The following is a 21116-nucleotide window of genomic DNA, read 5'->3' as shown; positions in this document are numbered from 1 at the left end:
CATGTCCGAATACGTGGTCAGCGTCGGGATGGAAGTCCACGCCGAATTGATGACGGAGAGCAAAATGTTCTGTCGTTGCCCGGCCGAATTTGGCGGCATGCCCAACACCCGGACCTGCCCCATCTGCCTGGGACTCCCCGGCACCCTCCCCGTACCCAACGAAGCGGCTGTGGAGATGGTCATCAAAACCGCCCTGGCCCTTAATTGTACGGTTCCCGAAGATTCGGTCTTCCACCGCAAAAACTACTTCTATCCAGATCTCCCCAAAGGGTTCCAAGTCAGCCAGTATGGCGAGACGAACCCCATCGGCTACAACGGTTGGCTGGAAATCCCCGCCACTAACGGTGCCATCAAGCGGATCAAAATCCGGCGGGTCCACTTGGAAGAAGACACCGGAAAGCTCATGCACCTCCCAGGAGGGGGGAGCGGTGTGGATTACAACCGTGCCGGAGTCCCGCTCATGGAGATCGTCACCGAATTCCCGCCAGACATCGAATCCCCCGACGAAGCCCGCGACTACATGGTCCAACTCCGCGCCATGCTCATCTACCTTGGGGTCTGCGACGGCAAACTCGAACAAGGATCGATGCGGTGCGAACCCAACATCTCCGTCCGCAAAAAAGGTTCGGAAACCTACGGGACAAAAACCGAACTCAAGAACCTCAACTCCTTCAAATCCGTCCAGCTCGGCATCGCCTATGAACTGGAGCGACAATCCAAACTCCTGGAAGATGGCGGCCGCGTGATCCAGGAAACCAGGGGGTGGAACGAGCAAACCCTCAGTAGCTATCCGATGCGCGTCAAGGAATCCGAGGCTGACTACCGGTACTTCCCATGCCCCGACCTTGTCCCGATGCATTTGGATTCCGAACGGATCAACCGGATCCGGGCCACCATCCCAGAACTGCCCCTTGCCAAACAAAAACGGTACGAAGAAGACTTTGGTCTCAGCGCTTACGATGCTGGTGTTTTGGTTTCCGAACAATATTGGGCGGACTTCTTTGAACAGTGTGTGGCCCAAGGTGCCGATGCCAAACAAGCTTGCAACTGGATGAACGGGGACTTTGCCCGGCTACTGAACGAGCACAACCAAATCGGCCTCGCGCAGGGGGACGGAACACCAGAGCGCCCCGCCAGCAAAGTCCGCCCGAGACACATCGTCGAACTCATCCAGCTCATTGCGGATGGCACGATCAGCGGAAAAATCGCCAAGCAAGTCTTTGAGGAAATTTTTGAAACGGGCAAGCTCCCGTCAACCGTCATTCAAGAACAGGGGTTGACCGTCATCAACGATTCTTCGGCCATTGAGGCCGCAGTCCAGGAAGTGATGGCCGCCAACCCCGGACAGGTCGAACAATTCAGGGGCGGAAAGGAATCGCTCTTTGGGTTTTTTGTGGGCCAAGTCATGAAAAAAACCGAAGGTCGTGCCGACCCAAAGACTGTGCAGGAAACCTTGCGCAAACTCCTTAGCCAATGAAACGCCAAGCCATTGCCGCCATTGCCGCCTGCTCCATGGTCTGTGCGGCGCCTGCACAACTCAAGGAAATGACCTCCACCCCCGGGGCCAGCCGGATCACCGCGGCCGCCTATTGGCGCATTTCGGCAGAAAAAGATTCGCTTTTCAACGATGGTGAATTCCCATCCGCCATTCAGATCATCTCTTGGGAAATCATTTGGAGGCCGAATGATTATGAGGCGGTCACCGACCTCGGCTGGATGTACGGCAACATCGAGCGCCCCGACCTCGAACTGGCCACCTACGTCCGGTTCAAACAACAGTTTCCAGAAAATCCCGAGGCGTACTATCCTGAAGCGCAGTTCTATTTCCTCAAGCGGGCCTACAAAAACGTCGTGGCGATTTTGGAGCCCACTTTGGAATTCGACACCAAGCCCCATGCCAACAGCTACCGCATCTTGGCCCACTCCTATGAAAGGCTTGGCTTCTACGAAAGGGCGTTAGAGACATGGGACAAATATCTCTTGCTCGACCCCAACGACGACGCCGCAAAAGCCAACCGGGATAAAGTCAAAGCCAAGCTTTCCGGCGGCGGAAGCTAAAGCTTTTTGTGAGACTGCCGAACATTTGCGGTGAGGCGGCGGCAAAGTGAACCCCGAAAATGGCTGCGAGATCCAAGTCCGCATCACGCCCAAGTCTTCGCTGGTGAAAATGGAACGGCAACCGGACGGCACGATCAAGGCCTGGGTGAATGCACCTCCGCACGGCGGGGAAGCCAACAGCGCCCTCGTGTCTTTGGCAGCCAAAACACTTGGCATCCCCAAATCCGCCGTCAAGCTCGCCAGCGGGCACAAATCCAGGGTCAAAACCCTGGCCATCCACGGGTTTTCGTTGGATGATGTTCTCCAGCGCATTGGGGAGGCAGGTGGTTGACAATGGGTGCCAATCTCCGCAAACTGGATTGGGATCAATTGGATCCGGTCACTTTGGAAGGCGCCGGGGAAGTGTTCAAAACGGTGCGCCTGTGGCACCGGGCTTGGTTCCACGGGGTGGCCATGGCGCTTTTGGCCGTGTGCGTTTTGGCCTCGGCAGGCCTGGCATTCTGGTCGGGTTCGGTGTCCGAAGCAGCCCAACACCTTTCTGATTTTTCAAAAGACATCACCACCCTGGAATCGCTCGACCAGACGTCCCAACTCGACCTCATCCTTCGGGAAAGGGTTGGATTGCAAAAGCACGAAGGTCAAATCCGGTCCGCAGACCGGGATATCGCCTTCAAATCAGGATCCGCCTGGACGGCAGTCCGGCGAGAGGCGTTGGCTTCTCGGGTCGACCAAACGTTGCTGAGAACGGCGAAATCTTCCGCCGACCGGGGGGCTGCCGCCCTCAAATCCCGCTCCGCCCAGTTGAGCCAAACCGCGACCGGGTTGGCGGGCTTGGCGATTTTGGGCATGCTCGGCATGGCATTCCTGATCCGGTCTTCGTTGCGGCATGGCAGCACGACGCTGGTTGTGCAAAGCGTGATGGGGTCAGCAAGCCGCGGGTTCCAATCTGACATTTCGGCCTCGACACAAAGGGAATCCGACGCTATCACGAGTGCTGTCAACAACTTGCCGGCGGCGATTTTTGAATTTGAATCCGATGGCAGGATCCTCCGCTGGAACCGTGAAATGGAAAGGCTCACCAGGATCCCGGCCGAAAAGGCGGTTTCCCGGAATGTCATCGACTGCCTCGGGTGGACCCCAACCGCCGAAGCCGCCAAATCCACCATCCGCAAAGTCTTTTCTGGCGAGACCATTGAGAGCCTGGCTTGGGAATTCTCACCGGCACCGGGAATGAGCCTGTGGCTCGACGCCCGAATCATGCCGGTGATCGACGGCGGCGGGGCCGTCCGCAGCTGTTCCGCAACGGCCCGGGATGTGACCGCCGAACGGCTTGGACGCGAACTTTTGAATGCAAACGACCTCGCCCGGCTGGCCTTGATCAAGGCCATTCCCGATACGTTGTTGAAGTTCGACCGGGCGATGGGCCTTGTCGAAGTCTATGACAACCGGGGCATCTTTGGACCCGATGAGGCGATCAGGGGATCGGCGTGGCAGAAGGTCTTTCCGGCAGACCTCCAATCAAAATTGGCCCACGGCGCCAAACAGGCTCGCCTGACCGGCAAGCCGTTTGAATTTGATTTCTGCGGCACCGTGGCCGACCGGGCTTGCAATTTGGTGTTTCGAATGACGGTATCCGGAACCACTGATATCCTCGCCGTTGTTACGGATTGGAGTAACCGCCAAAAACGTCCGGAAACCGAACAAGACGGCGGGATGAGTTTTCAGGCGTTGGTCGACGCCTCGGTGGATACCGTCCTGACTGTTTCGGCGGAAGGCATCATCGTTTTCGCCTCGCAATCCTGCCAAGAGCTGATTGGCGCCTCTCCCGATAGCCTGATTGGACGGAGTTGGATCGAACTGCTCCACAAGGATTCGCGGGAGAACGGCGAGCGGCTTTGGGCGGATACGCTCGAAAGTTCAGGCAACCTGCAACAAGCCAGTGTGCAACTGATCGGAACTGAGAAGGCGTTTGCAGCAGATGTCTTTGCCGCCAACCATCTTGGAGACCTGAGGCTCGGAGCGGTCGTCCTGACCATCCGGGAGAAGGTTGGCGTCGAGGCCGAGCCGCCCCAGAGTGCCGCCGACGCCGAAAAAATGATGGAGCTACTGGAAGCGATCTGCGGTTACGCCAAGCAAGGTGCGTTCGGGTGCGTTCTGGTCACTGTCCAAGGCAGCCACGACGAGGTGGCTCTAGCCGCCGAAGAGGCCGGCCGGCAAATCGCAATGTCATGCCGCGAAGACGATGTATTTGGGATGATCTCCACGGCAGAACTCCTACTGATCCTGCCCGAAGCGTCTGAGCAAGAAGTTTGCGATAGGCGTTCGGACTTGGAGAGCTGGTTTGAGCACCTAAACACCAGAACCACGGTCACGGCCGTTCGGAATTCGCATTGCCATTGCACCCCCGCGAGCGTGCTGGGCGCGCTCCGATCCGGTGTTGCCGAAGCCCAGCCGTCGGCAGCTTAGGGCCCTCTTCCATGTCCTCAAAAAATGCCCCGTGGCAAAAGCCACGGGGCATTCTATTCTTCTCGGCCAAACGCCGGGTTCTTAGGAGTTCAGTTCCCCGGTGCCGCCTTGGGCGCGCGGGGCATGAGAGTTTTGGCGCAAGCGATCGAATAGGTCGCGACGGCGCTGTTGGTGGCGCTTTGGACCATGTAGTTGTAGGGCACCAACTCGATCCGGTCGTGCTGGGTGTGGTGGACATAGCCATAATCGAACATCCCGGTCTCATCCCAAAAGAAACCAGGAACCCCGATCGCGTTGAATGGGACATGGTCGCTCCCGCCGCCCCTGGGCATCTGGGCCACGGTCCTCATTTTCACGGGCATGTTGGGGAACGCCTTGTTCATCGTCGCCATGATCTGGTCGAACATGGGCACCATTTCTGCCAGGGCATAGGTGCCGCCTTCATAGTTGGCCCCGCCGTCTTCAATGAAGACGCAACTGATCTTGTCCATTTCGGCCTTGTGTTGCTCAACATAGGCGCGCGATCCAAACAGACCTTGTTCCTCTCCCGTGAACAAAATGAACCGGATCGTCCGTTTGGGTTTGGCACCCACCGCCTTCAGGATCCGCGCGGCTTCGATCACCGTGCAAGTCCCAGTTCCGTTGTCGGCCGCACCCTGGCTGCCCGGGCCATCCCAGCTGTCCAAGTGCCCGCCAAAGATCACGACTTCGTCAGGTTTTTCCGTTCCTTTAATCTCGGCGACAACGTTGTAATTCTTCCGGGGCCCTGGCACGAACTTATGGTCCAAGTTGAATTCGAGTTCGACTTTGTTGCCCGTGTCGAGTTGGCCAAAAACCTGCTCCATGTCCGATTTGCGGATCGTCACGGTGACGTCGGTTGGCATGTTCGCCGGATCGACGTTGTAGTTTCCGGAAGTGATGGTCAGCTCGTCGCGGCTCGGGAATACCTGCCCCAAAATTCCGGCCTTCTTGAGCGAGTCCTCGATTTTTTGGGCTTGCACCTGCTCCGGCGTCAGTTGGGGAGGCTCCGCACCGGGACGTGCCCGAGGGATCCGGGGAGGAGGGGTTTTGTAAACGATCCAAGCCCCCTTATAGAGCGACGAATACTTGTCGAACTCGGCGATGGTTTCCGGTGCCGGCACGGCGGGGCCGCGCAAAGGCCCGTCCGTCCCCTTGGACCAAGATGGGGACGTGAACTGGAAATTGACCTCCCGGGGAACAACCATTTTGCCCGTGCTGGGGCCGCGGTCAAACCCCATTGGCCACTCTCCCCATTCTTCCAGGTGGACGTTGTCCAATTTGTACTCCTTGAATTTGGCCAGAGCCCAGGCATAGGCCTTTTCTAGGTTGGTCGAAGCCGTCAACCGCGGGCCAATGTTGGTTGTGAGGTCTTGCAAGTGAACCATCACCTGGTTGTTCATCTTGCCCTCTTGGACGATTTTGTCCAGAGTTGCCTGATCCGCTTGAGCGTGTCCGAGGGATGCCACCCCGATGAGGGCGGCGGCAATCGCTATCCGAGTGCGCATATCGGGAATTTAGCCTATTGCCCCGCCAAAATTCGACATCGAGTTAAGTTTATGCAAGGCTGAGGTTCGCTCGATCCGGCGCACCCGACCCAGATCCGGGCACCCGGAACGGGATGACCGTGCTGCATCCGGGCTCTTGCATGGTCACCCCCATCCAAACATCGGCCGATTCGATTGTCACGTTGTTGTGGGTGATCAGGATGAACTGAGTGACATCGTTGAACTCGCGCATCATCGAAATGAACCGCTCAACGTTGCGGCCATCGAGCGGGGCATCCACTTCGTCAAGGATTACCAGGGGGCAAGGCTTGACCTTGAGGAGGCTGAACAGGAAAGCGATTGCCGACATCGCCCGTTCTCCGCCGCTCAAAAGCTCCAACGGCTGCCGGCGTTTGCCGGGGATCGTCACCGCGATCTCCACCCCGGAATCCAGGATGTTCGCAGGGTCGCTCAAACTAATCTCGGCGTCTCCGCCTCCCAAAAGTTTGACGAACACCTGGCCGAACGCCGCCTGCAACTGTTCAAAGGTCTCGACAAATCGTTGCCGTGTCCGATCGTCCAGTTCTTTGATCGTGGCCCGGATCTCGGCCATACCTTCTTCGACATCGGCAGATTGACCGGCGAGTTCGTCATGGCGTTCGGTCAATCGGTCGAATGCCTCGATGGCGCCAAGGTTGACATCGCCCATCGCCTTCAAATCACGTCGAAGCTTGGCCACCAAGGCGGGGGCGTCGGGGGCCACCAGCGAGCTGGCCGATTCCTCCAAGGCTTCTTCGGGCGAAAGGCCATATTCCTCCAAAAGCCGTTCCGCTGCCGCCGACCTCCGGCTATCGGCCCGGGCCCGCTTGATTTCACAGTGGTGGAGGATTTCTGAGCCTGATTGCGCGCTCTTTTGGGCTTCTTCGGATTGCTGCCCCGCCGTCATCGCTTCTTGGCTGAGCGTCTTCCGCTGTTCAGCGGAAGTTAGGCTCTTGGCCCGTAGAGCGGCGACGCGCTCTTCCAAACCTTTTAACTCCGAACTGGCCTCGGCGATCGAAGTTTCCAATTTTTGCCGCTCGGGGCCGATGTGGGCCAAGCGGGCTTGGCGCTGCTCGGCGGAGCCCCGGATGGCGGCCAGCCGCCGATCGGCTTCTTCCAGGCGGTTAGCAGCGGCGGCCGCCAATTGCCGCGCTTCGACAATCCGGGCCTGGGCGGATTCTGCGGAACTCGATTTTGCCGCCAAGAGCTGCACTGCCTCGTCTCGACGCAACTCGATGCCGGCCAAATCCACCGGCTCCATCTGATCCTGAGGTTGAGCGAGTCGGGCGGCTTCGGCCTCTAGCATGTCCCGGCTGGACAATGTCTGAGCCAGTTCGTGCTTCAAGCTCATCAGCCAGGTGCGAGCCTCCTCCCACTCCGAACGTTGGGCCGCCAGTGCCTCGGCGACTTCAGACCGGCGGTCTTGCAGGGCTTGCTTCTCCGAACTGGGATCCCAGGCTTGCATTTCCGAGAGCCTTTGTTGCAATGATCCCAGTTCGTCTGACACCTGGTCGAGTTCGGCTTTCCGATGGATGATTCCGTTGCCCCGGCTGGCCTGGGTGCCGCCGGTCACCGCCCCTGAGGCGTGGATCAACTCACCGTCAAGCGTCACCAGGCGGCTCCATCCGCGCGACTTCGCGTATTTGAGGGCCGTGTCCAAATCCTCGACAATCACGGTGCGCCCCAACAGGCTGTCGATCACTGGGCGGTGGGCCGGGGCGCAACCGACCAGTTCGCTGGCCAACCCGACAACGCCTCGCTTGCCGAGCAGATCCCGCAATTCGGGGGATGGGGTTTGGGGCCGCATCAATGGCACGGGTTGGAACGTGGCCCGTCCCGCCCGGTTTTCCTTCAAGAATCGGATGGCTTCTTTGGCGGCCGATTCATCGGGGACGATGAGGTCGTTGCCCGCCGCGCCCAGGGCCGTTTCGACGGCCGAGACCAAGTTGCCTTCAAAGTGGATGGCATGAACGACGGGGGTGTAGGAATCGGGCAACCGACCCGCCTTAACCGCTTCCAACACGGCACGAGAGCCGTGTGAAAGACCTTCATTCGCTTCGATTGTCGCTTCTATGCCTCGGCGTCGGCCGTCGAGGGAGGCAATCTGGGCCAAGAGCTTGCGCATCGAAGCCGCATGCGAATCCTCCTTTCCAGCAATCGCTTGTAACTCGCCGTCAATGACTTTGATTTCCGCCCGAAACCCTTCCAATGCCGAGCCCAAGGTTTCAAGGGCGCTTTCGTTTTCGGCAACCGCGCCCTCCAGGTCAGGAATCGACTCTGATACACCTTGCAGTTCCTTTTTGACCGTCCGGAGCCGGTCCTTTGCGTGCTCGGCTTCGATCTGCCGGCGTTCGTAGGCGGCTTGGGCTTGCCGCGCTTTGGCCAACTCCCCATCAAGGGCTTTCAGGGAGGCGGCGAGTTCACGGGCTTCCGCATCCACCGATCCGAGGCTGGATTCCAAGGCTTCCAGTGCGTTTGCCGATTCGTTTGCCTCTTTCCGGGCGCGTTCCAGCGCCGATTCAGCCTCGGCAGTTTGGGCGGCATTGGATTCAGATTCCTGCCCCAGAGTGGCCTCCAGCAGGGCGAGGCTCTCCAACTTTTGTTTGCCGAGTTCGATCTGGTTTTGGGCTTGGGAAAGCCGCCCCTGGGCCGTCATCAGCTCTTCCCGTTGGCGCTCGGCTTCGGCATCCAATGCCTCGATCTTGAAAAGGATCTGCTTTTGGGCGGATCGGAGCGATTCCGCCCGGTCGTTTTCCCGCTCGACGTCGGACAAGGTGGCAGAGATCCTCCTTTCCAATTCCTCGATTTCAGCCAGAGATTCCTCGAGCTCCTTGCCCAACAAGGCACATTCGATTTCCCTCAAGGCATTGAGGGTGACCTTGTACTGTTTGGCTGCTTCGGCCTCTTCGCGGAGCGGTTCACGTTGAACCTCAATTTCGTGGAGGATGTCGTGGATCCGCCGCAAATGGCCCTCGGCGTGATCCAGCCTCCTCAAAGACTCGGTGCGGCGCGTGCGGTACCGCTGGACGCCCGCGGCCTCGTCGATCCAAGCTCTGCGTTGCAAGGCACTCGCACTCAAGGCTTGGTCGATGTCGCTTTGGGTGACGATCGCGTAACCGGCCCGGCCAAGCCCAGAATCGGCCAATAGGTCGTTCACATCTCGCAAACGGCATGCGCGCTTGTTGATCGAATAGTCCGAGTCGCCGGAACGCGTCAGGCGACGCGTGACCGAAACCTCTGCCGTGTCGATCGGGAGCGAGCCATCTTCATTGTCGAACAGGAGGGAAACCTCGGCAAACCCCAGCGGCTTTCGCCGGCTTGAGCCGGAAAAAATCACTTCTTTGGCCGTCTGCGCGCGCAAGTGCCGGGCATTCGTCTCGCCAAGACCCCAAAGGATCGCATCCACGATGTTGGATTTGCCGCAGCCATTGGGGCCGATGATCGCAATGATATTGCCGTCCAACTCCACATCGGTGCGGTCGGCAAACGTCTTGAACCCGAAAATCTTGACCCGTTTAAGTTTCATGGAGGAAAAGTGCGGCTGAACCTAAGGACGCGAGTATCCGGGCAGACGCCGGGGGCGAGTCAATTTGTTTTCCACAGGTTCTGCGGAACTTTTCCCGCGTGCGACGCCTTAGAAAACCCTTGTATGAACGCCGAAGACTTCCTCGACAAGCAAAAATCGCTCTTTGCAAGCCACGTAGACGCCTGCAAACGGGCTGTCTCAGCGTTTGCCGATGAACAATTCGCCATCGCCCCAGAACCTGGGGTTTGGTCTGTTGGGCAGGTCTTTGAACATCTCAACCTTTCGATCGAGCCCTACATTGCCGGGATGGGGGCCGCCGCCGCTCGGGCCCCGAAAGATGGCGGGGCCGAACCGCGCAAATCCTTTTTGGGCCGTTTTATCTATGGCGCGCTCTCGGAAAAAAGGGCGGTTCCCGTGCCGGGCGGTTTCCGCCCCAACGGGCTAGGGTCCCGCAAGGACTACGAGCGGTATCTGGAGAACGCCGAACGCTTCTTGACATTGTTCGACGACGCCAAGGGGAAAGACTTGAACGGAGCGACTTTCCAAAACCCAATCTTGCCTTTGTTCAAGATGAACCTGACCGACGGGTTCAGCATCATGACGGCCCACGGCGCCTACCACCAACAGCAGATAGAGGAGCGGGCGGCCAAGGTCAAGGGCTAATCCATCCAGTGCATTTCCAAATCGCCGCCCATGGCTTGGAGGTAGTTGAGCTGGGCCCCGTGGTACATGATGTGCATTGAGGCCAAACCGACCATGTCGGCGAACGATGTCGGGCTGCCGTTGAGTTCAAACTCTTCGCTGAATTTTTCATCGGGCACGCCGGGGATGGCATCGACGATTTCTTGGGCCGAAGATTTGATCTGTGCGGCCAGGTGCTCTTTGTTGCGCTCGCCATCGGGGCAAACCGCCCAACCTTCGCCAAAAGGCCACGGGCCCGGATCCTCGTTGCGCAGCCGGCAGGCGATCCGTTTGTTGACCACCACCACCTCATGGGTGAAGTCGTAACCGGCGCGGGCCGAACCGCCCGGGGATTTATCGAGTTGCTCGTGAGTCAGCGCCTCAAGGTCGCGGACATAAAACTCGGCGGCCTGCGCCGTTTTTTGGGAGAGGAAATCTTTGAGTTCGGACATCGCTAACGGAATTATCCCCTTTTGGCCACTGTGGTTCCCAACTGACCGGCAGAATTGAAAGAAACTTGCACCCGGTGTGGAAAAATTCGCCGGGCCATGGTGCGCAGCCGGGGGCCTGGCCAATTGGCCCTGCTTGGCAAATAGATCTCAAAGCGAGTCTAAGAACCGGTCGATATCGTTGAGCGACCGCAAAACTTCCCACCCAGAATAATCGGCATTTAAAAAAACGTTGTGGGTGAATTTGATCGTCTCCACCAAGACTTGGGGGTCAAAGTCCTTGTTTCGGCGCTCCGCGTTCTGCCGGAGGGTGGTTTCTAGACTGGGGAGGACGAGGATTTTGACCGGGGAAAGGCAAGAGAAAACCATGTTGAGGCGTTCGATGTTGCGGCAATGGTCGATCACGACATGGAAGCCACGGCCCGCATACGTTTGGGCAATCTTCAAGGTGGCCTCTTCGGCAATTTGGAACTGCCGCTCCGTCTCTTCAGTCCATGGGACCGATTCAGCTAGACCGGAAGCAACCCAGGATCGCAAGTCGTCGACGGGGATGTGGAGGGTCGGGCAGACCTTCTCCGCGATCCGCGTAGCCAAGGTGGTCTTGCCCGCACCAGGGGGGCCGGTCAGGACGAAAGTCGCCAATCAGTTCCACCGCGGGGGCTCAACCCCTAGCAAATGACGGACAAAGAAATCCCTCCGCTTATGCTCTCCATATTGCCCGCCCGCCGTATGGTCTGAACCTGGCAGATAAACGAATTCAAAATCTTTGCCGGCCCTTTGCAGGGCGTCGACCAACTTGAATGTGCTTTCCGGGGGGACGTTGGTATCCGATTCGCCGACCATCAGCAGCAGGTCGCCTTGCAGTTTGGCCGCATTGGTGATGTTCGACTGCTGTTCGTAATGCGGGCCAACCGGATAGCCCATCCATTGTTCGTTCCACCAGAACTTGTCGATCCGGTTGTCGTGGCATCCGCAGCTACTGACGGCGACTTTGTAGAACTCGGGATGGAACAACAGGGCGCCGGTGGAGCTTTGACCCCCGGCCGAAGTGCCGAAAATCCCAACCCGCGAAACATCCATCTGGGGATACTGGCTGGCGGCCGCTTTGATCCAAAGGATCCGGTCTGGCAACCCGGCATCGGCAATATTTTTCCAACAGACATCATGGAATGCCTTGCCGCGGTTTGCCGTCCCCATCCCGTCGATTTGGACAACGATGAAACCGAGCTCGGCGAGCCGCTGTTGGTAAAAGACCGGTCGAAAAGATTTCGGCACAAACGAATCGTGGGGGCCGGCATAGATGTCCTCGATCACGGGATAGGATTTGCCTGGGTCGAAGTGGGTGGGGAAGTGGATGATCCCGTAAATGTCGGTCGCCCCGTCGCGGCCCTTGGCCACAAATGGCACGGGGCCACGGATTCCCGCTCCCCGAAGGGGCCCGGCGTCCGAGGCTTCGAGTTCCGCCACCAACTTGCCTTCGCTGTCGCGGACCTCTGCCACCGGGGCATTTTGGACCGTGCTGCGCACATCCACTAAGTGCTTGAAATCTGGCGAAAAGGTGGCCTTGTGCGTGCCTGCCCCCGGAGTCAGGGCCACCAGGTTGCGGCCATCTAATCCGACCCGATAGTAGCGAATGAAGTACGGGTCGCCAGGCTCGCGGCCGTTGGCCGAAAAGTAAACCTCGGTGGAAGTGAGCCGTTCTATCGACCGAACCACGAACTGGCCCTGTGTGATTTGGAAGGGTTTGCCCGGACTGTCGTACCGGTAAAGGTGTCCCCAGCCGTCCCGCTCGCTCCTCCAAACGACCCCCGCATCCCCGGGGAGCCGTTGCCAAAAGAACCCGCTCAGGTGGATGAATGTCGGGGAAACCTCGTCCACCCATGGGGTGATTGCGCCAGATTCAGGGTTGATCTCAACCAGTTTCTGCTCTTGGAACCCACGGATGTCGTACTCGATCAGGGCGGACGGCGATTTTGCCCCCGGAGGCCGCCACCAGCTGAGTTCGGGGGGTGCGGCCCAGGGGTGCCCGCCACATATCACGGGCTCGTGCGCAGCTTTGACCAGCTTGCCGCTGGCAACGCCGTAAAAATACGTTTCACTGGTATCGAGCTTGTCTCCCGGCTGGTCATAAAGCCGCATCCGCAGCTGGGCGACCGTGCCGGGCTTGCTGGAATCGAAAACCGCAACCTGGCGGCGGTCTCCCGGAATCTGGCTTTGGGCGGCCAAAAACTGGGAATCGGGCGACCATTTGACCGTTTGGAGATTTTCGGCCCCTGGAACCGGCTTCCACTCCCCATCGGGTTTGTTTGCCCGAATTTCCAAGTGGCCCTCTTGAAGGCGCGCCGCCAGTTTCCGATCCGGAGAAACAACCCCTTGGTTCTGCAAAGGAACCGGTTCGGGCCGGGCGGCGGCCGCCAAAGTCTCTGCTTTGCGGTTCCATGCGTACCGCTTTCCTTGGAAGTTGAAAATGACCGATTCGCCGGTCACGCGGGTGATCTCGATGCCCAACCGGTCCGGGCGTATCTCCGAACCTGAAAGAGTTGCCAACTGGTCGGCCAATTTTTTGTGATCGAATAGGTCGGTCTTTTGTTTGGAGGACACGGAAAAGGTGGTGAATCGCCAGATCCCAGCCGAGACGTCGCGCCGGTAGTAAAACGTGTCGTTGTCGATCCACGTGAACTCTAAGTTCCAGTTGAGGATTTGGTTTGCCGAGCCTTGGCCCAACGTGTCGGCGCGCCGGTAAAGGTCGGCCAACTCGGAAGTCGTCGGCTTGAAAGGCGTTAGGTCGGCACCGGCAAACCCAAAGGCCAATACCGAGGCAACAATGGCGGCCCGTCTCATCGTGCCGGCGAGCATACTTGAGGAAATGCGCGCGCAGCCGCTGGTTTTGGCATTCGCTTGGGTTCTGACTGGGTGCGCCGCCGCCCCGCCCGCCCCGGAATTGCCGCCTGCCGCGCCACCCAACGTGAATACCCAGATCGGGTTTCGGGATCCAGAAGCCCTGCGGGAACACTTTTCAAAACATGGCCGCGAATTCGGCCAAATCACCCAGCCGCAGTATCTCCTCATGGCGCAGACCCTCCGCGATTCCCAGGCGGACGGCAAAGCAATCTTGATCGCCTACCGGCCCGATGGCGTCATCACCAAGTTCGATTTTTCCACCGGAGGATTCTTGGCCTACAACCGGGATAAGGTCATCCGGACATTCTTCAAGCCTAACGATGGTGTCCGGTATTTCAACCGTCAAAAGGGCAGGAATTAGCCGCAAGCCCGCGCGACTTGATCCACCTTGTCGGCGGGGCATTGGCATGCCTTAAAATGCCCGAGCCGCACCATCCGGTTTGTCAGGCCCTCTTGCGATTCTGGTGGTGGAGACCCGGCAACGCATCGGACAGTGCAACTCAAACACTCACCGGCCAGACAGGAATAGCCAATCGGAATATGGTGGCGCAGCAGAACTTCGAGCACGGTCTCTCCCGAAAGCGTTTGCAACAGCTGCCCTTCAAACGTCATGAGTGAAATCACCTGCCATGGAGGGGCGAGGGCCCGGATAGCGCCTCCGCCAAGGAGCCGAGTGCCGCGTGGTCAGTCCAATCCAAAGACACTGGGGTCACCGACACGTAGTGGTTGCGGATGGCGTCGACGTCTGTCCCCGGCTCAGAACCGTCCATGACCGCAACCCCACCTTGCCAATAGTAGGGCCGGCCCCAAGGGTCGTCGCGGCGTTCCACACGCTCTTCATAGACTCGTTTCCCCATTCCGCAGACCCGCACCCCTTCGATTTCTTCAAAGGCGATGGCCGGGATGTTCACATTCAAAAAGCTGCCCGATTTCGGGGCCAGCGGGATCAGGCAGCCGAGGTTTTCATTGAGCCACGCTTCGCCGGTTTCATAGTGGAGCGGCGCGCCGCTGACAAAAACCGCCATGCTGAGGGCGATGCTGGCGATCCCATTGATGCACCCTTCCATGGCTCCGGCCACCGTCCCGGAATAAGTGATGTCGAACCCGAGGTTCGGCCCATTGTTGATCCCGCTCAGCACAAGGTCGCACCCATCAGGGAATGCCTCGGCCAAACCGATGTTGACGCAATCCACCGGCAATCCGTTAACCACATAGCCGCGGCATCCTTCGACTTCGTGGGGCCGTACCCGCAACGGGTCGTGGAGCGTCATGCCGTGGCCGCAGGCGCTTTTTTCGCGGTCTGGAGCGCAAACGGCGACCTCGCCAAACTGCTTGGCTACCCTCGCCAACACGGCGATCCCTTCCGCGTGGATGCCGTCGTCGTTGGTCACCAAGATTCGCACATCGGGATTATGCCCCTTGTCGGCTGCCCGGTAGGATGATCCTGTGGATAACGGCAACCTACGGTGGTGGGCGGCAGGGGCGTTTGCCCTGCTCGCCGTTTTGCAGTCGGCCAAATGGGGATCGATGGGCCTGCAAATCCAGGCCCCGCTGTTGTTGATCCTGGTGCTCGGCCTGGTCGTGGCCGGGTTCCGCGAAAGCCTTCCGTTCCGCAACCATGCCCTGTTTGTATTTGCCTATGGCGCCATCTTTTTGCTTTTGTGGGCGGTGGGGCATCCTATGGTCGAACTGGTGCCTGGGCGCACCTGGTTGGTGACGGTCGCCGGATTGGCGGTTTTGGCCGGCGTGTTAGTGTGGAACCTCCGGGGCCAGCAAGGGATGGTTTGGCTCCTGGCCCTGGTCTTGGCGACCGGATTCGGGCTGTTCATCGCCTATGCCAGCGGCCCAAAAGGGGCAACCCCTTGGCTCCAAGACTTCTACTTGCGACTGTTCGGACTGCCGGCCAGCGAGTGGCAGACCGCACAAAACTACGTCGTCGCGACGAGGAAGTCGCTCCACTTCATAGGATACGGGACGACCGCGCTGGCCACCGCCCACGTGGCCCTGAGGGTTTCGGGCAACTTGTCCAGGTCGGTGTTGTTCGCCTACCTGTGGGCTTTGCCAATCGCGGTCTTTGATGAATACCAACAACGGTTCTCGCCGGGCACACGCACCGGCCAAGTTGCGGATGTCGTCTTGGATTTTTGTGGCATGAGTGCGTTTTTGTTCGTGTTTTGGCTGGCCAACCGGAGACCCAAAAATGCCGGCTAAGGTGTGGATTTTCCCTGGGGCGATGACCCAAGGACAAGAGCCGGTCTGGCAAAGCCTCCTGCCTGGATTGCAGCAGCTTGCCGGCTACGGCGAGGTCGTCCGGATCGGGCCGCTTGATAGCCGGCTGGCCCTCCTCGGACTGGACGGTGCGCAAGAGGCTGCAAACGGCCCGCTGATCGCCGCCGCACTCAAAATCGAACCGCCAGAGCGGAGCGTGTGCTTTGAGTTAACCCTGCTCTCGGTGGACGCTGATGGAATCGTTGGCGAGGTCGGCCATATCCCGCCTTCCGAACTGGCTGAAGCCACCGCCCAATTCACCCGACTGGCCACCAAAACGTTGACTCCGATCCCCGGTGAGGACACGGTCCACGCCCTGGTTTGGGAACGGGGATCTTTGGATATCCATTGCCAAAAAGTTGGCGAAGTCCTCGGAGAAACCTATACTCGGCACTTGCCCCAAGGGGATGGCGAGCCGGCCCTGCGGCAACTCATCGATGATTCGCTCAATCTGTTGGATGGCTTGGAATTCAACCGCATCCGGGAAGGCGAGGGAATGCCAAAAGCGAATCTCCTTTGGCCTCACAGCTTTGGGTTCATGCCCAAATTGCCGAACCTGGCCCTCGCCCGAGGTGAATCGGCCACGCTTTATTCGGATTCGCTCTATGCAGCCGGTCTGGCGAATTTGGCGGGTTACCGGCATGCGCCCCGACAGGGATTCCGGGACGGCATCCACGTTTCGGAATCGGCCGTGGCCGCCCATGCCCGCGGGGAAGGAACGGACATCCTCATCGACCAAAAATTAGCCGCGTCGCTGGATGGTCGGGCAGAGGAAGCCGAGTTCGCCCTGAACCGTTTCGACAGGTTCGGTTGGGAACCCCTGGCGGAATCGATCCGCAAAGCTGGACATATCCGTGTGGGCATCCTTTGCCCAGGGGGGCTCGGATTGATGATCGGGCCGTCCGCGGCCCCCAACCAAATCCCGTTCGACGCCAGGGCATTGGATGAGCCCCGCTTGCGGTCAATCCCGCTTGCCCAAGCCGTCGCCAAACTCATGAACCCGTCCATCGGTTAGACTAGCCAATTGATGGTGCCTCGAGCCCTGATGGCCGTTCTCGCGCTAAGCCTTGTCGGCATGGCGGCTGCCCAATTGGACGAACGGGAGGTTCGCGGGCTTGAAGACGCCCTCTATCTTGCCAATTTTCGGTTGGACGACCTCAAAAGCGACCGGTCTCCTTTCCGGACCATGGCACTCAGCGATTGGATCCGCGACGGGATGGGCGACCCAATGGGATTCAGCGGCAAGCTCATGCACTGCCACCGCCTCGGGATCTCGCGGGATTGGAAGCAGGTGTTTGCCGAGGTTGTCACCCCGGCGACGGGAATCCCCCTGAGCGACCCGATCCCTGCCGTGCCCCCGGGCGAAACCAGCAATTGCCCTGAAGAACTACTGGCCGCCATCCGGCCACTTGCCGAAACCTTGGTCTCAGCCGATGCGGCCATCCGAAAAGCGGTTTCTGCCCTGACCCCATCAGAGCAACGCCAACTCATCGAGAGCCTTTCGGCGCTCGCGCCTGATGACCGCTCCATCGCAATTTCCTATGTCCAAGGGCCCGTCCTGCCGATCGAGGGTTGCCAGGAACTCTTGAAAAAAGTCGACCTGGGCCTGATTTGCCGGGCGGGGCTCTCGGTGCTTTCCGCCGCACAAGAGGCATCGGCCAAATTAAAGGCGGGTAAGTGGGACATGACCGGGAAGAACCGATACACCATCGCCGGTCTGCCGGTTGTCGTGGGCGGGGTGGGACCCGATTCCCACGGTGAGCGAGACGCGCGGATCACCATCGACCTCGGCGGGGACGATTCCTACTCTGGTCGGCATGGTGCAGGGGTGGGGTACACGTCGGTGCTCATCGACCTGGGTGGCAACGACACTTACCGCGTTCCCGACCTCAGCGTCGGGGCTGGGGTTTTGGGAGTCGGCATTGCCATCGATGAAGGTGGTGACGATAGGTTTGAAGGTCAGAACGTCAACTTTGGGTCTGGGATTGCCGGGGTTGGGGTTTTGTTAAAGTCTGCAGGCAACGACTACTACCGGATGTCATCGGTCGGTGAGGGTTTTGGCATGTTCGGCCTGGGCATCCTTTCCGATTCCGGCGGAGACGATTTGTATAAGATCGGCGTGATGGGCCAAGGGGTGGGACGAAGCCAGGGGCTCGGGTGGTTGGTTGACGGAAAAGGCGACGACTTGTACCAGGCCGGGGGCCTCATCTTGAACTCCCCCTTGTTCGACGATGTCTACTATTCGGAGGCCCAAGGCTTTGGGATGGGGTTCCGGGACGATGCGGGGGGCGTGCCGGGCGGTGTCGGTCTGCTCACAGATGGCGCAGGAAATGACAACTATCTGGGGGAAACTTATTGCCAGGCGGCCAGCTACTGGTTTTCGCTGGGTTCGCTCTACGATGCCGGAGGGCATGACAACTATCGCGCCTACCACTATGCCCAATCGAGCGCGATGCATTTGACAAGCGCCTACCTATTCGACTTGTCTGGGGATGACGGCTACCTGACCCAGTTCGGCGCGGCCCAAGGGATTGGGCACGACTACGGTTTGGCCTTTTTCCTCGATCGGTCTGGCAATGATGTCTACGCCGCCCGCGATGCCCGGCCAGGTACCGGGGTGAGCAACGGGATCGGGATCTTTGTCGATTCCGGCGGGATCGACCGGTATTCCGGGGAGCCCGGGTTTGCCCAGGCGGCTCGGTCGATGATGTCGCTCGGCGTGTTCGTCGACCTTGATGGCGACGACCTGTATCCCGGTGGTATGTCCAATGGGGCGGCCGTCGTTGCCCCCCAAACCGCGATCAGAAGCGACGAGCCCACAACCCAAAGGCCAGGGCCATCGGAGGCACCGGCGCCGCCACCTGCCCCCGGATCCATTCCCAAACCGGCGGACTCGGAAATTGCAAAACTCTATGAAACCGCAACCGGATGGCGTGTCGGCTCATCGCAAAAGGCGGTGGACGACTCTGTCAACCAATTGATCGGGATCGGGCTTCCCGCCTTTGAATGGATGGTGGCCAATCGGCTTGCCTCTGTCGACCGCTTGGCTGTCCGCGCTTGGGCCCGAATCGTCAATGGGATTGGAATCGACGCCGTGGCTGCGCTCGGGCGGAAAGCATTGGGCGGCAACGATAAGGAACTCGAAGCCGTGATCAGGATCGGGGCTGAAGGCAACATCGCCGATATCGCCGCAATCCTCCCGCGGGTCATCAAAGAAAAGCCGGCTCTGCGCGACCTTGCCATCCGGGCGGCCGGAACCCTCAAAGCCCGGGGCTGCGTCGATGCCATCCTGCCTACGCTCTTCCAGGCCGACCCCATCACCCAACGGACCGCCATGGCCGCTCTCGCAGAAATCGGTGACCCCAGTTCGGTCGGGACGGCGGCAAACTATGTGGATTCCCCCGACCCCTTTGTCAAGGATGCGGCCATCCGGTTGGTGTTGACCAGTCCGCAACAGGCCGAGGCCTTGGGGAAGGTTTTGATTTCCGAGGCCGATGAGCGCAAAGCCCGGACAGGCGTCGTCATCATGAGCCGCCTCAATATGTTTAACAGCCTTGATGTCGTCGGGGCGGCCCTCAGCGACCCCCGCCCCGGAGTCCGCATCACCGCGCTCTTGGAACTCAATGGCAGGTGTCCGGAACAGTATCGGGAAGCGTTTGTCGCTCTCGTCAAAGACCCGCTGCCCAACGTGGCCCGGGTCGCCAAACAGGTTCGACCATGACAGCAATCCACCGATTCGTCGAAGAGTGCCGAGCCGGAACACTGGCGCGTTGCCTTGGCCGGATGCCCTCGGGCTGGGCCGTCCTGGGCGATCCCCAGATTCGGGCGGGGTACTGCCTCCTCTATCCAGACCCCGTTGTCGGGCACCTCAACGAATTGGATGCAGAGGCGCGGGCCAAATTCTGGGCCGATTTGGGGCGGCTCGGTGATGCGATCCTCGCCGAAACCGGGGCGGACCGGGTCAATTATGAAATCCTAGGCAACCAAGAACCGGCGCTCCATGCCCACGCCATCCCGCGTTGGGTCGATGAGCCCGAGGTGGTTCGGACCAAGCCGATCTGGCTCGATGACTGGGCCATCGCCAAACCCTATGACCCAGAATCCGACCGGATGTTGCAAGAATCACTTCAGAGGAGATTGGGCCTGTGAGATCGATGGTGTTGGAGGAACTGATGCAAGCTCAAGCGGCCCTTGCAAACCTGATCACTGACGAGGCTGCGCTTTCCAAAATCGAACAAGGGATCGGCATGGTGGCCGACTGCCTGCGGTCGGGCGGCCGAGTCTGGTCGGCAGGGAACGGCGGTTCCATGTGCGACGCCATGCACTTTGCCGAAGAACTCAGCGGGCGGTACCGGCACGACCGCCCCGCCCTGGCCGCCATTGCCTTTTCTGATCCCGGCTACCTCACCTGTGTCGGCAACGACTATGGATTCGAACACGTTTACAGCCGGGCCGTGCAGGCGCACTGCAAACCGGGCGACGTGCTCGTCTTGTTCTCCACCAGCGGTTCGAGCAAAAACATCTTGGCCGCCGCCGAAGCCGCCAAGGCCGCCGGCGTCACCGTCCTTGGACTCACCGGCAAGGCAGATAGCCCGTTGGCGGCACGGTGCGACCTTTGCCTTGCCACGCCCGGTGGACAATACGCCGACCGGGTCCAAGAACTCCATATCAAGGTCGTCCACATCCTCATTGCCGGTGTGGAACGTCTGTTGTTCAACACATGAAGCCGATCCTTTTCGCCGTCTTGGCCGTGGCGGGCATTGCCGGATGTGCCCCCGCCCCGGTTTCCAAACAGGTCACTCCGGAAGAGGCGGCCCGCCGTGCCGGCCTGCGCCGTGAACAGTTTTCAAACCAGGCGAAAGGGACACAGAAGATCGAAGGGGCCGATGGCAGCACAACCGAACTCCTCCCCGACCAAGATCTCGCGCAATACGGGTTGACCCTCTACCCCGGTTCGGTGGCCAAGGCCGACACCGCCTACCGCAAAACCGACCCGAAATCGGTGACCGTGTTCTATACGTTGTTGACCAGCGACCCGCAAGAAAATGTGGTCCGGTTCTATGAAAAGGAAATGAAAGCCAAAGGCAAGCCATCGGGCAAAACCGGGACGCTCTTGGTGGGGACGCTCAAAGATGGCAAGTCGGCCATCGTCACAGTGGTCGGAGACCAGGGTGCAGGTTCGCGGGCCGAAGTCCAAATCCTTTCGCCGCGCTGAGCCGTTGG

Annotated in this window: 19 protein-coding genes; 12 read left to right on the top strand and 7 right to left on the bottom strand. The window is 59.6% G+C overall.

Annotated features, from left to right (window positions below):
- Nucleotide 1 precedes the first annotated feature (1 nt).
- Genes gatB through JNM28_12180 form a run of 4 tightly spaced genes read left to right on the top strand, consistent with a single transcriptional unit; the run spans nucleotide 2 to nucleotide 4524 of the window.
- The gene (gatB, locus tag JNM28_12195) at nucleotides 2-1477 is read left to right on the top strand and encodes an Asp-tRNA(Asn)/Glu-tRNA(Gln) amidotransferase subunit GatB (GenBank protein MBL8069204.1); all 1476 of its coding nucleotides are present in this window, start codon (nucleotides 2-4) and stop codon (nucleotides 1475-1477) included.
- A complete protein-coding gene (locus JNM28_12190; GenBank protein MBL8069203.1) occupies nucleotides 1474-2058 on the top strand; it encodes a hypothetical protein in 585 nt (194 codons plus the stop codon). Before gatB ends, JNM28_12190 begins: the two co-directional genes overlap by 4 nt.
- 46 nt (nucleotides 2059-2104) lie before the next feature.
- On the top strand, nucleotides 2105-2389 hold the full coding sequence (locus tag JNM28_12185; protein MBL8069202.1) for a DUF167 domain-containing protein: 285 nt from the start codon (nucleotides 2105-2107) through the stop codon (nucleotides 2387-2389).
- A gap of 2 nt (nucleotides 2390-2391) precedes the next feature.
- A complete protein-coding gene (locus tag JNM28_12180) occupies nucleotides 2392-4524 on the top strand; it encodes a PAS domain-containing protein (protein ID MBL8069201.1) in 2133 nt (710 codons plus the stop codon).
- A gap of 89 nt (nucleotides 4525-4613) precedes the next feature.
- Here the strand turns inward: JNM28_12180 and JNM28_12175 are convergent, their stop codons facing one another.
- Together JNM28_12175 and smc are read right to left on the bottom strand one after the other, a co-directional pair.
- Nucleotides 4614-6050 (bottom strand): M20/M25/M40 family metallo-hydrolase, encoded by a 1437-nt coding sequence (locus JNM28_12175; GenBank protein ID MBL8069200.1) that lies wholly within the window; start codon nucleotides 6048-6050, stop codon nucleotides 4614-4616.
- A 49-nt stretch (nucleotides 6051-6099) separates the two neighbouring features.
- Complete coding sequence (gene smc / locus JNM28_12170) at nucleotides 6100-9594, bottom strand: chromosome segregation protein SMC (protein ID MBL8069199.1); 3495 nt, start codon at nucleotides 9592-9594, stop codon at nucleotides 6100-6102.
- A 123-nt stretch (nucleotides 9595-9717) separates the two neighbouring features.
- Here smc and JNM28_12165 point away from each other — a divergent pair, with 123 nt between their 5' ends.
- Nucleotides 9718-10257, top strand: a complete 540-nt coding sequence (locus JNM28_12165) for a DinB family protein (protein MBL8069198.1) — start codon at nucleotides 9718-9720, stop codon at nucleotides 10255-10257.
- Here JNM28_12165 and JNM28_12160 read toward each other — a convergent pair.
- The 3 genes from JNM28_12160 to JNM28_12150 all read right to left on the bottom strand — a co-directional run bounded on the left by JNM28_12160 (nucleotide 10254) and on the right by JNM28_12150 (nucleotide 13565).
- Nucleotides 10254-10727: a DinB family protein gene (locus JNM28_12160; protein MBL8069197.1), complete on the bottom strand. Its 474-nt coding sequence runs from the start codon at nucleotides 10725-10727 to the stop codon at nucleotides 10254-10256. The two genes, JNM28_12165 and JNM28_12160, sit on opposite strands and share 4 nt — an antisense overlap.
- Nucleotides 10728-10874: 147 nt before the next feature.
- Nucleotides 10875-11366 (bottom strand): AAA family ATPase, encoded by a 492-nt coding sequence (locus tag JNM28_12155; protein MBL8069196.1) that lies wholly within the window; start codon nucleotides 11364-11366, stop codon nucleotides 10875-10877.
- Nucleotides 11367-13565, bottom strand: coding sequence for a S9 family peptidase (locus tag JNM28_12150; protein MBL8069195.1), 2199 nt, complete (start codon nucleotides 13563-13565; stop codon nucleotides 11367-11369).
- A 25-nt stretch (nucleotides 13566-13590) separates the two neighbouring features.
- On the opposite strand from JNM28_12150, the gene JNM28_12145 reads away from it, so the two are divergent.
- Nucleotides 13591-13986 carry a hypothetical protein gene (locus JNM28_12145; GenBank protein ID MBL8069194.1) on the top strand — a complete coding sequence of 132 codons (396 nt, stop codon included), beginning with the start codon at nucleotides 13591-13593 and terminating at the stop codon, nucleotides 13984-13986.
- On the opposite strand, the gene JNM28_12140 is transcribed toward JNM28_12145, so the two are convergent.
- Together JNM28_12140 and surE are read right to left on the bottom strand one after the other, a co-directional pair.
- On the bottom strand, nucleotides 13983-14237 hold the full coding sequence (locus tag JNM28_12140; protein ID MBL8069193.1) for a 2Fe-2S iron-sulfur cluster binding domain-containing protein: 255 nt from the start codon (nucleotides 14235-14237) through the stop codon (nucleotides 13983-13985). The two genes, JNM28_12145 and JNM28_12140, sit on opposite strands and share 4 nt — an antisense overlap.
- An 8-nt stretch (nucleotides 14238-14245) precedes the next feature.
- Nucleotides 14246-15028, bottom strand: coding sequence for a 5'/3'-nucleotidase SurE (surE, locus tag JNM28_12135; GenBank protein ID MBL8069192.1), 783 nt, complete (start codon nucleotides 15026-15028; stop codon nucleotides 14246-14248).
- Between the two features lie 43 nt (nucleotides 15029-15071).
- Between surE and JNM28_12130 the strand changes: the two genes are divergently transcribed.
- The 6 genes from JNM28_12130 to JNM28_12105 are packed head-to-tail and all read left to right on the top strand — an operon-like array spanning nucleotide 15072 to nucleotide 21108.
- Nucleotides 15072-15836 carry a VanZ family protein gene (locus JNM28_12130; GenBank protein ID MBL8069191.1) on the top strand — a complete coding sequence of 255 codons (765 nt, stop codon included), beginning with the start codon at nucleotides 15072-15074 and terminating at the stop codon, nucleotides 15834-15836.
- A complete protein-coding gene (locus JNM28_12125; GenBank protein ID MBL8069190.1) occupies nucleotides 15826-16908 on the top strand; it encodes a hypothetical protein in 1083 nt (360 codons plus the stop codon). The genes JNM28_12130 and JNM28_12125 overlap by 11 nt, the downstream gene beginning before the upstream one ends.
- A gap of 12 nt (nucleotides 16909-16920) precedes the next feature.
- On the top strand, nucleotides 16921-19614 hold the full coding sequence (locus JNM28_12120) for a HEAT repeat domain-containing protein (GenBank protein ID MBL8069189.1): 2694 nt from the start codon (nucleotides 16921-16923) through the stop codon (nucleotides 19612-19614).
- Nucleotides 19611-20042, top strand: coding sequence for a hypothetical protein (locus JNM28_12115; GenBank protein ID MBL8069188.1), 432 nt, complete (start codon nucleotides 19611-19613; stop codon nucleotides 20040-20042). The genes JNM28_12120 and JNM28_12115 overlap by 4 nt, the downstream gene beginning before the upstream one ends.
- A gap of 5 nt (nucleotides 20043-20047) precedes the next feature.
- Nucleotides 20048-20617, top strand: coding sequence for an SIS domain-containing protein (locus JNM28_12110; protein ID MBL8069187.1), 570 nt, complete (start codon nucleotides 20048-20050; stop codon nucleotides 20615-20617).
- Nucleotides 20614-21108: a hypothetical protein gene (locus JNM28_12105; GenBank protein ID MBL8069186.1), complete on the top strand. Its 495-nt coding sequence runs from the start codon at nucleotides 20614-20616 to the stop codon at nucleotides 21106-21108. Before JNM28_12110 ends, JNM28_12105 begins: the two co-directional genes overlap by 4 nt.
- The last annotated feature ends 8 nt before the right edge of the window (nucleotides 21109-21116 follow it).

Source organism: Armatimonadota bacterium (assembly GCA_016789105.1).
Classification (GTDB): Bacteria; Armatimonadota; Fimbriimonadia; order Fimbriimonadales; family Fimbriimonadaceae; genus UphvI-Ar2.
The sequence above is the reverse complement of the archived record's forward strand: the minus strand, read 5'-3'. Positions and strand labels throughout refer to the sequence as shown.

What these genes read in the sequence shown, in the direction of transcription:
- JNM28_12150 (MBL8069195.1), bottom strand. Translation starts at nt 13,565, where the DNA reads ATGAGACGGGCCGCCATTGTTGCCTCGGTATTGGCCTTTGGGTTTGCC.
- JNM28_12160 (MBL8069197.1), bottom strand. Translation starts at nt 10,727, where the DNA reads ATGTCCGAACTCAAAGATTTCCTCTCCCAAAAAACGGCGCAGGCCGCC.
- JNM28_12175 (MBL8069200.1), bottom strand. Translation starts at nt 6,050, where the DNA reads ATGCGCACTCGGATAGCGATTGCCGCCGCCCTCATCGGGGTGGCATCC.
- JNM28_12165 (MBL8069198.1), top strand. Translation starts at nt 9,718, where the DNA reads ATGAACGCCGAAGACTTCCTCGACAAGCAAAAATCGCTCTTTGCAAGC.
- JNM28_12110 (MBL8069187.1), top strand. Translation starts at nt 20,048, where the DNA reads ATGGTGTTGGAGGAACTGATGCAAGCTCAAGCGGCCCTTGCAAACCTG.
- JNM28_12180 (MBL8069201.1), top strand. Translation starts at nt 2,392, where the DNA reads ATGGGTGCCAATCTCCGCAAACTGGATTGGGATCAATTGGATCCGGTC.
- JNM28_12190 (MBL8069203.1), top strand. Translation starts at nt 1,474, where the DNA reads ATGAAACGCCAAGCCATTGCCGCCATTGCCGCCTGCTCCATGGTCTGT.
- gatB (MBL8069204.1), top strand. Translation starts at nt 2, where the DNA reads ATGTCCGAATACGTGGTCAGCGTCGGGATGGAAGTCCACGCCGAATTG.
- smc (MBL8069199.1), bottom strand. Translation starts at nt 9,594, where the DNA reads ATGAAACTTAAACGGGTCAAGATTTTCGGGTTCAAGACGTTTGCCGAC.
- JNM28_12145 (MBL8069194.1), top strand. Translation starts at nt 13,591, where the DNA reads ATGCGCGCGCAGCCGCTGGTTTTGGCATTCGCTTGGGTTCTGACTGGG.
- JNM28_12115 (MBL8069188.1), top strand. Translation starts at nt 19,611, where the DNA reads ATGACAGCAATCCACCGATTCGTCGAAGAGTGCCGAGCCGGAACACTG.
- JNM28_12120 (MBL8069189.1), top strand. Translation starts at nt 16,921, where the DNA reads ATGGTGCCTCGAGCCCTGATGGCCGTTCTCGCGCTAAGCCTTGTCGGC.
- JNM28_12105 (MBL8069186.1), top strand. Translation starts at nt 20,614, where the DNA reads ATGAAGCCGATCCTTTTCGCCGTCTTGGCCGTGGCGGGCATTGCCGGA.
- JNM28_12140 (MBL8069193.1), bottom strand. Translation starts at nt 14,237, where the DNA reads ATGACGTTTGAAGGGCAGCTGTTGCAAACGCTTTCGGGAGAGACCGTG.
- JNM28_12125 (MBL8069190.1), top strand. Translation starts at nt 15,826, where the DNA reads ATGCCGGCTAAGGTGTGGATTTTCCCTGGGGCGATGACCCAAGGACAA.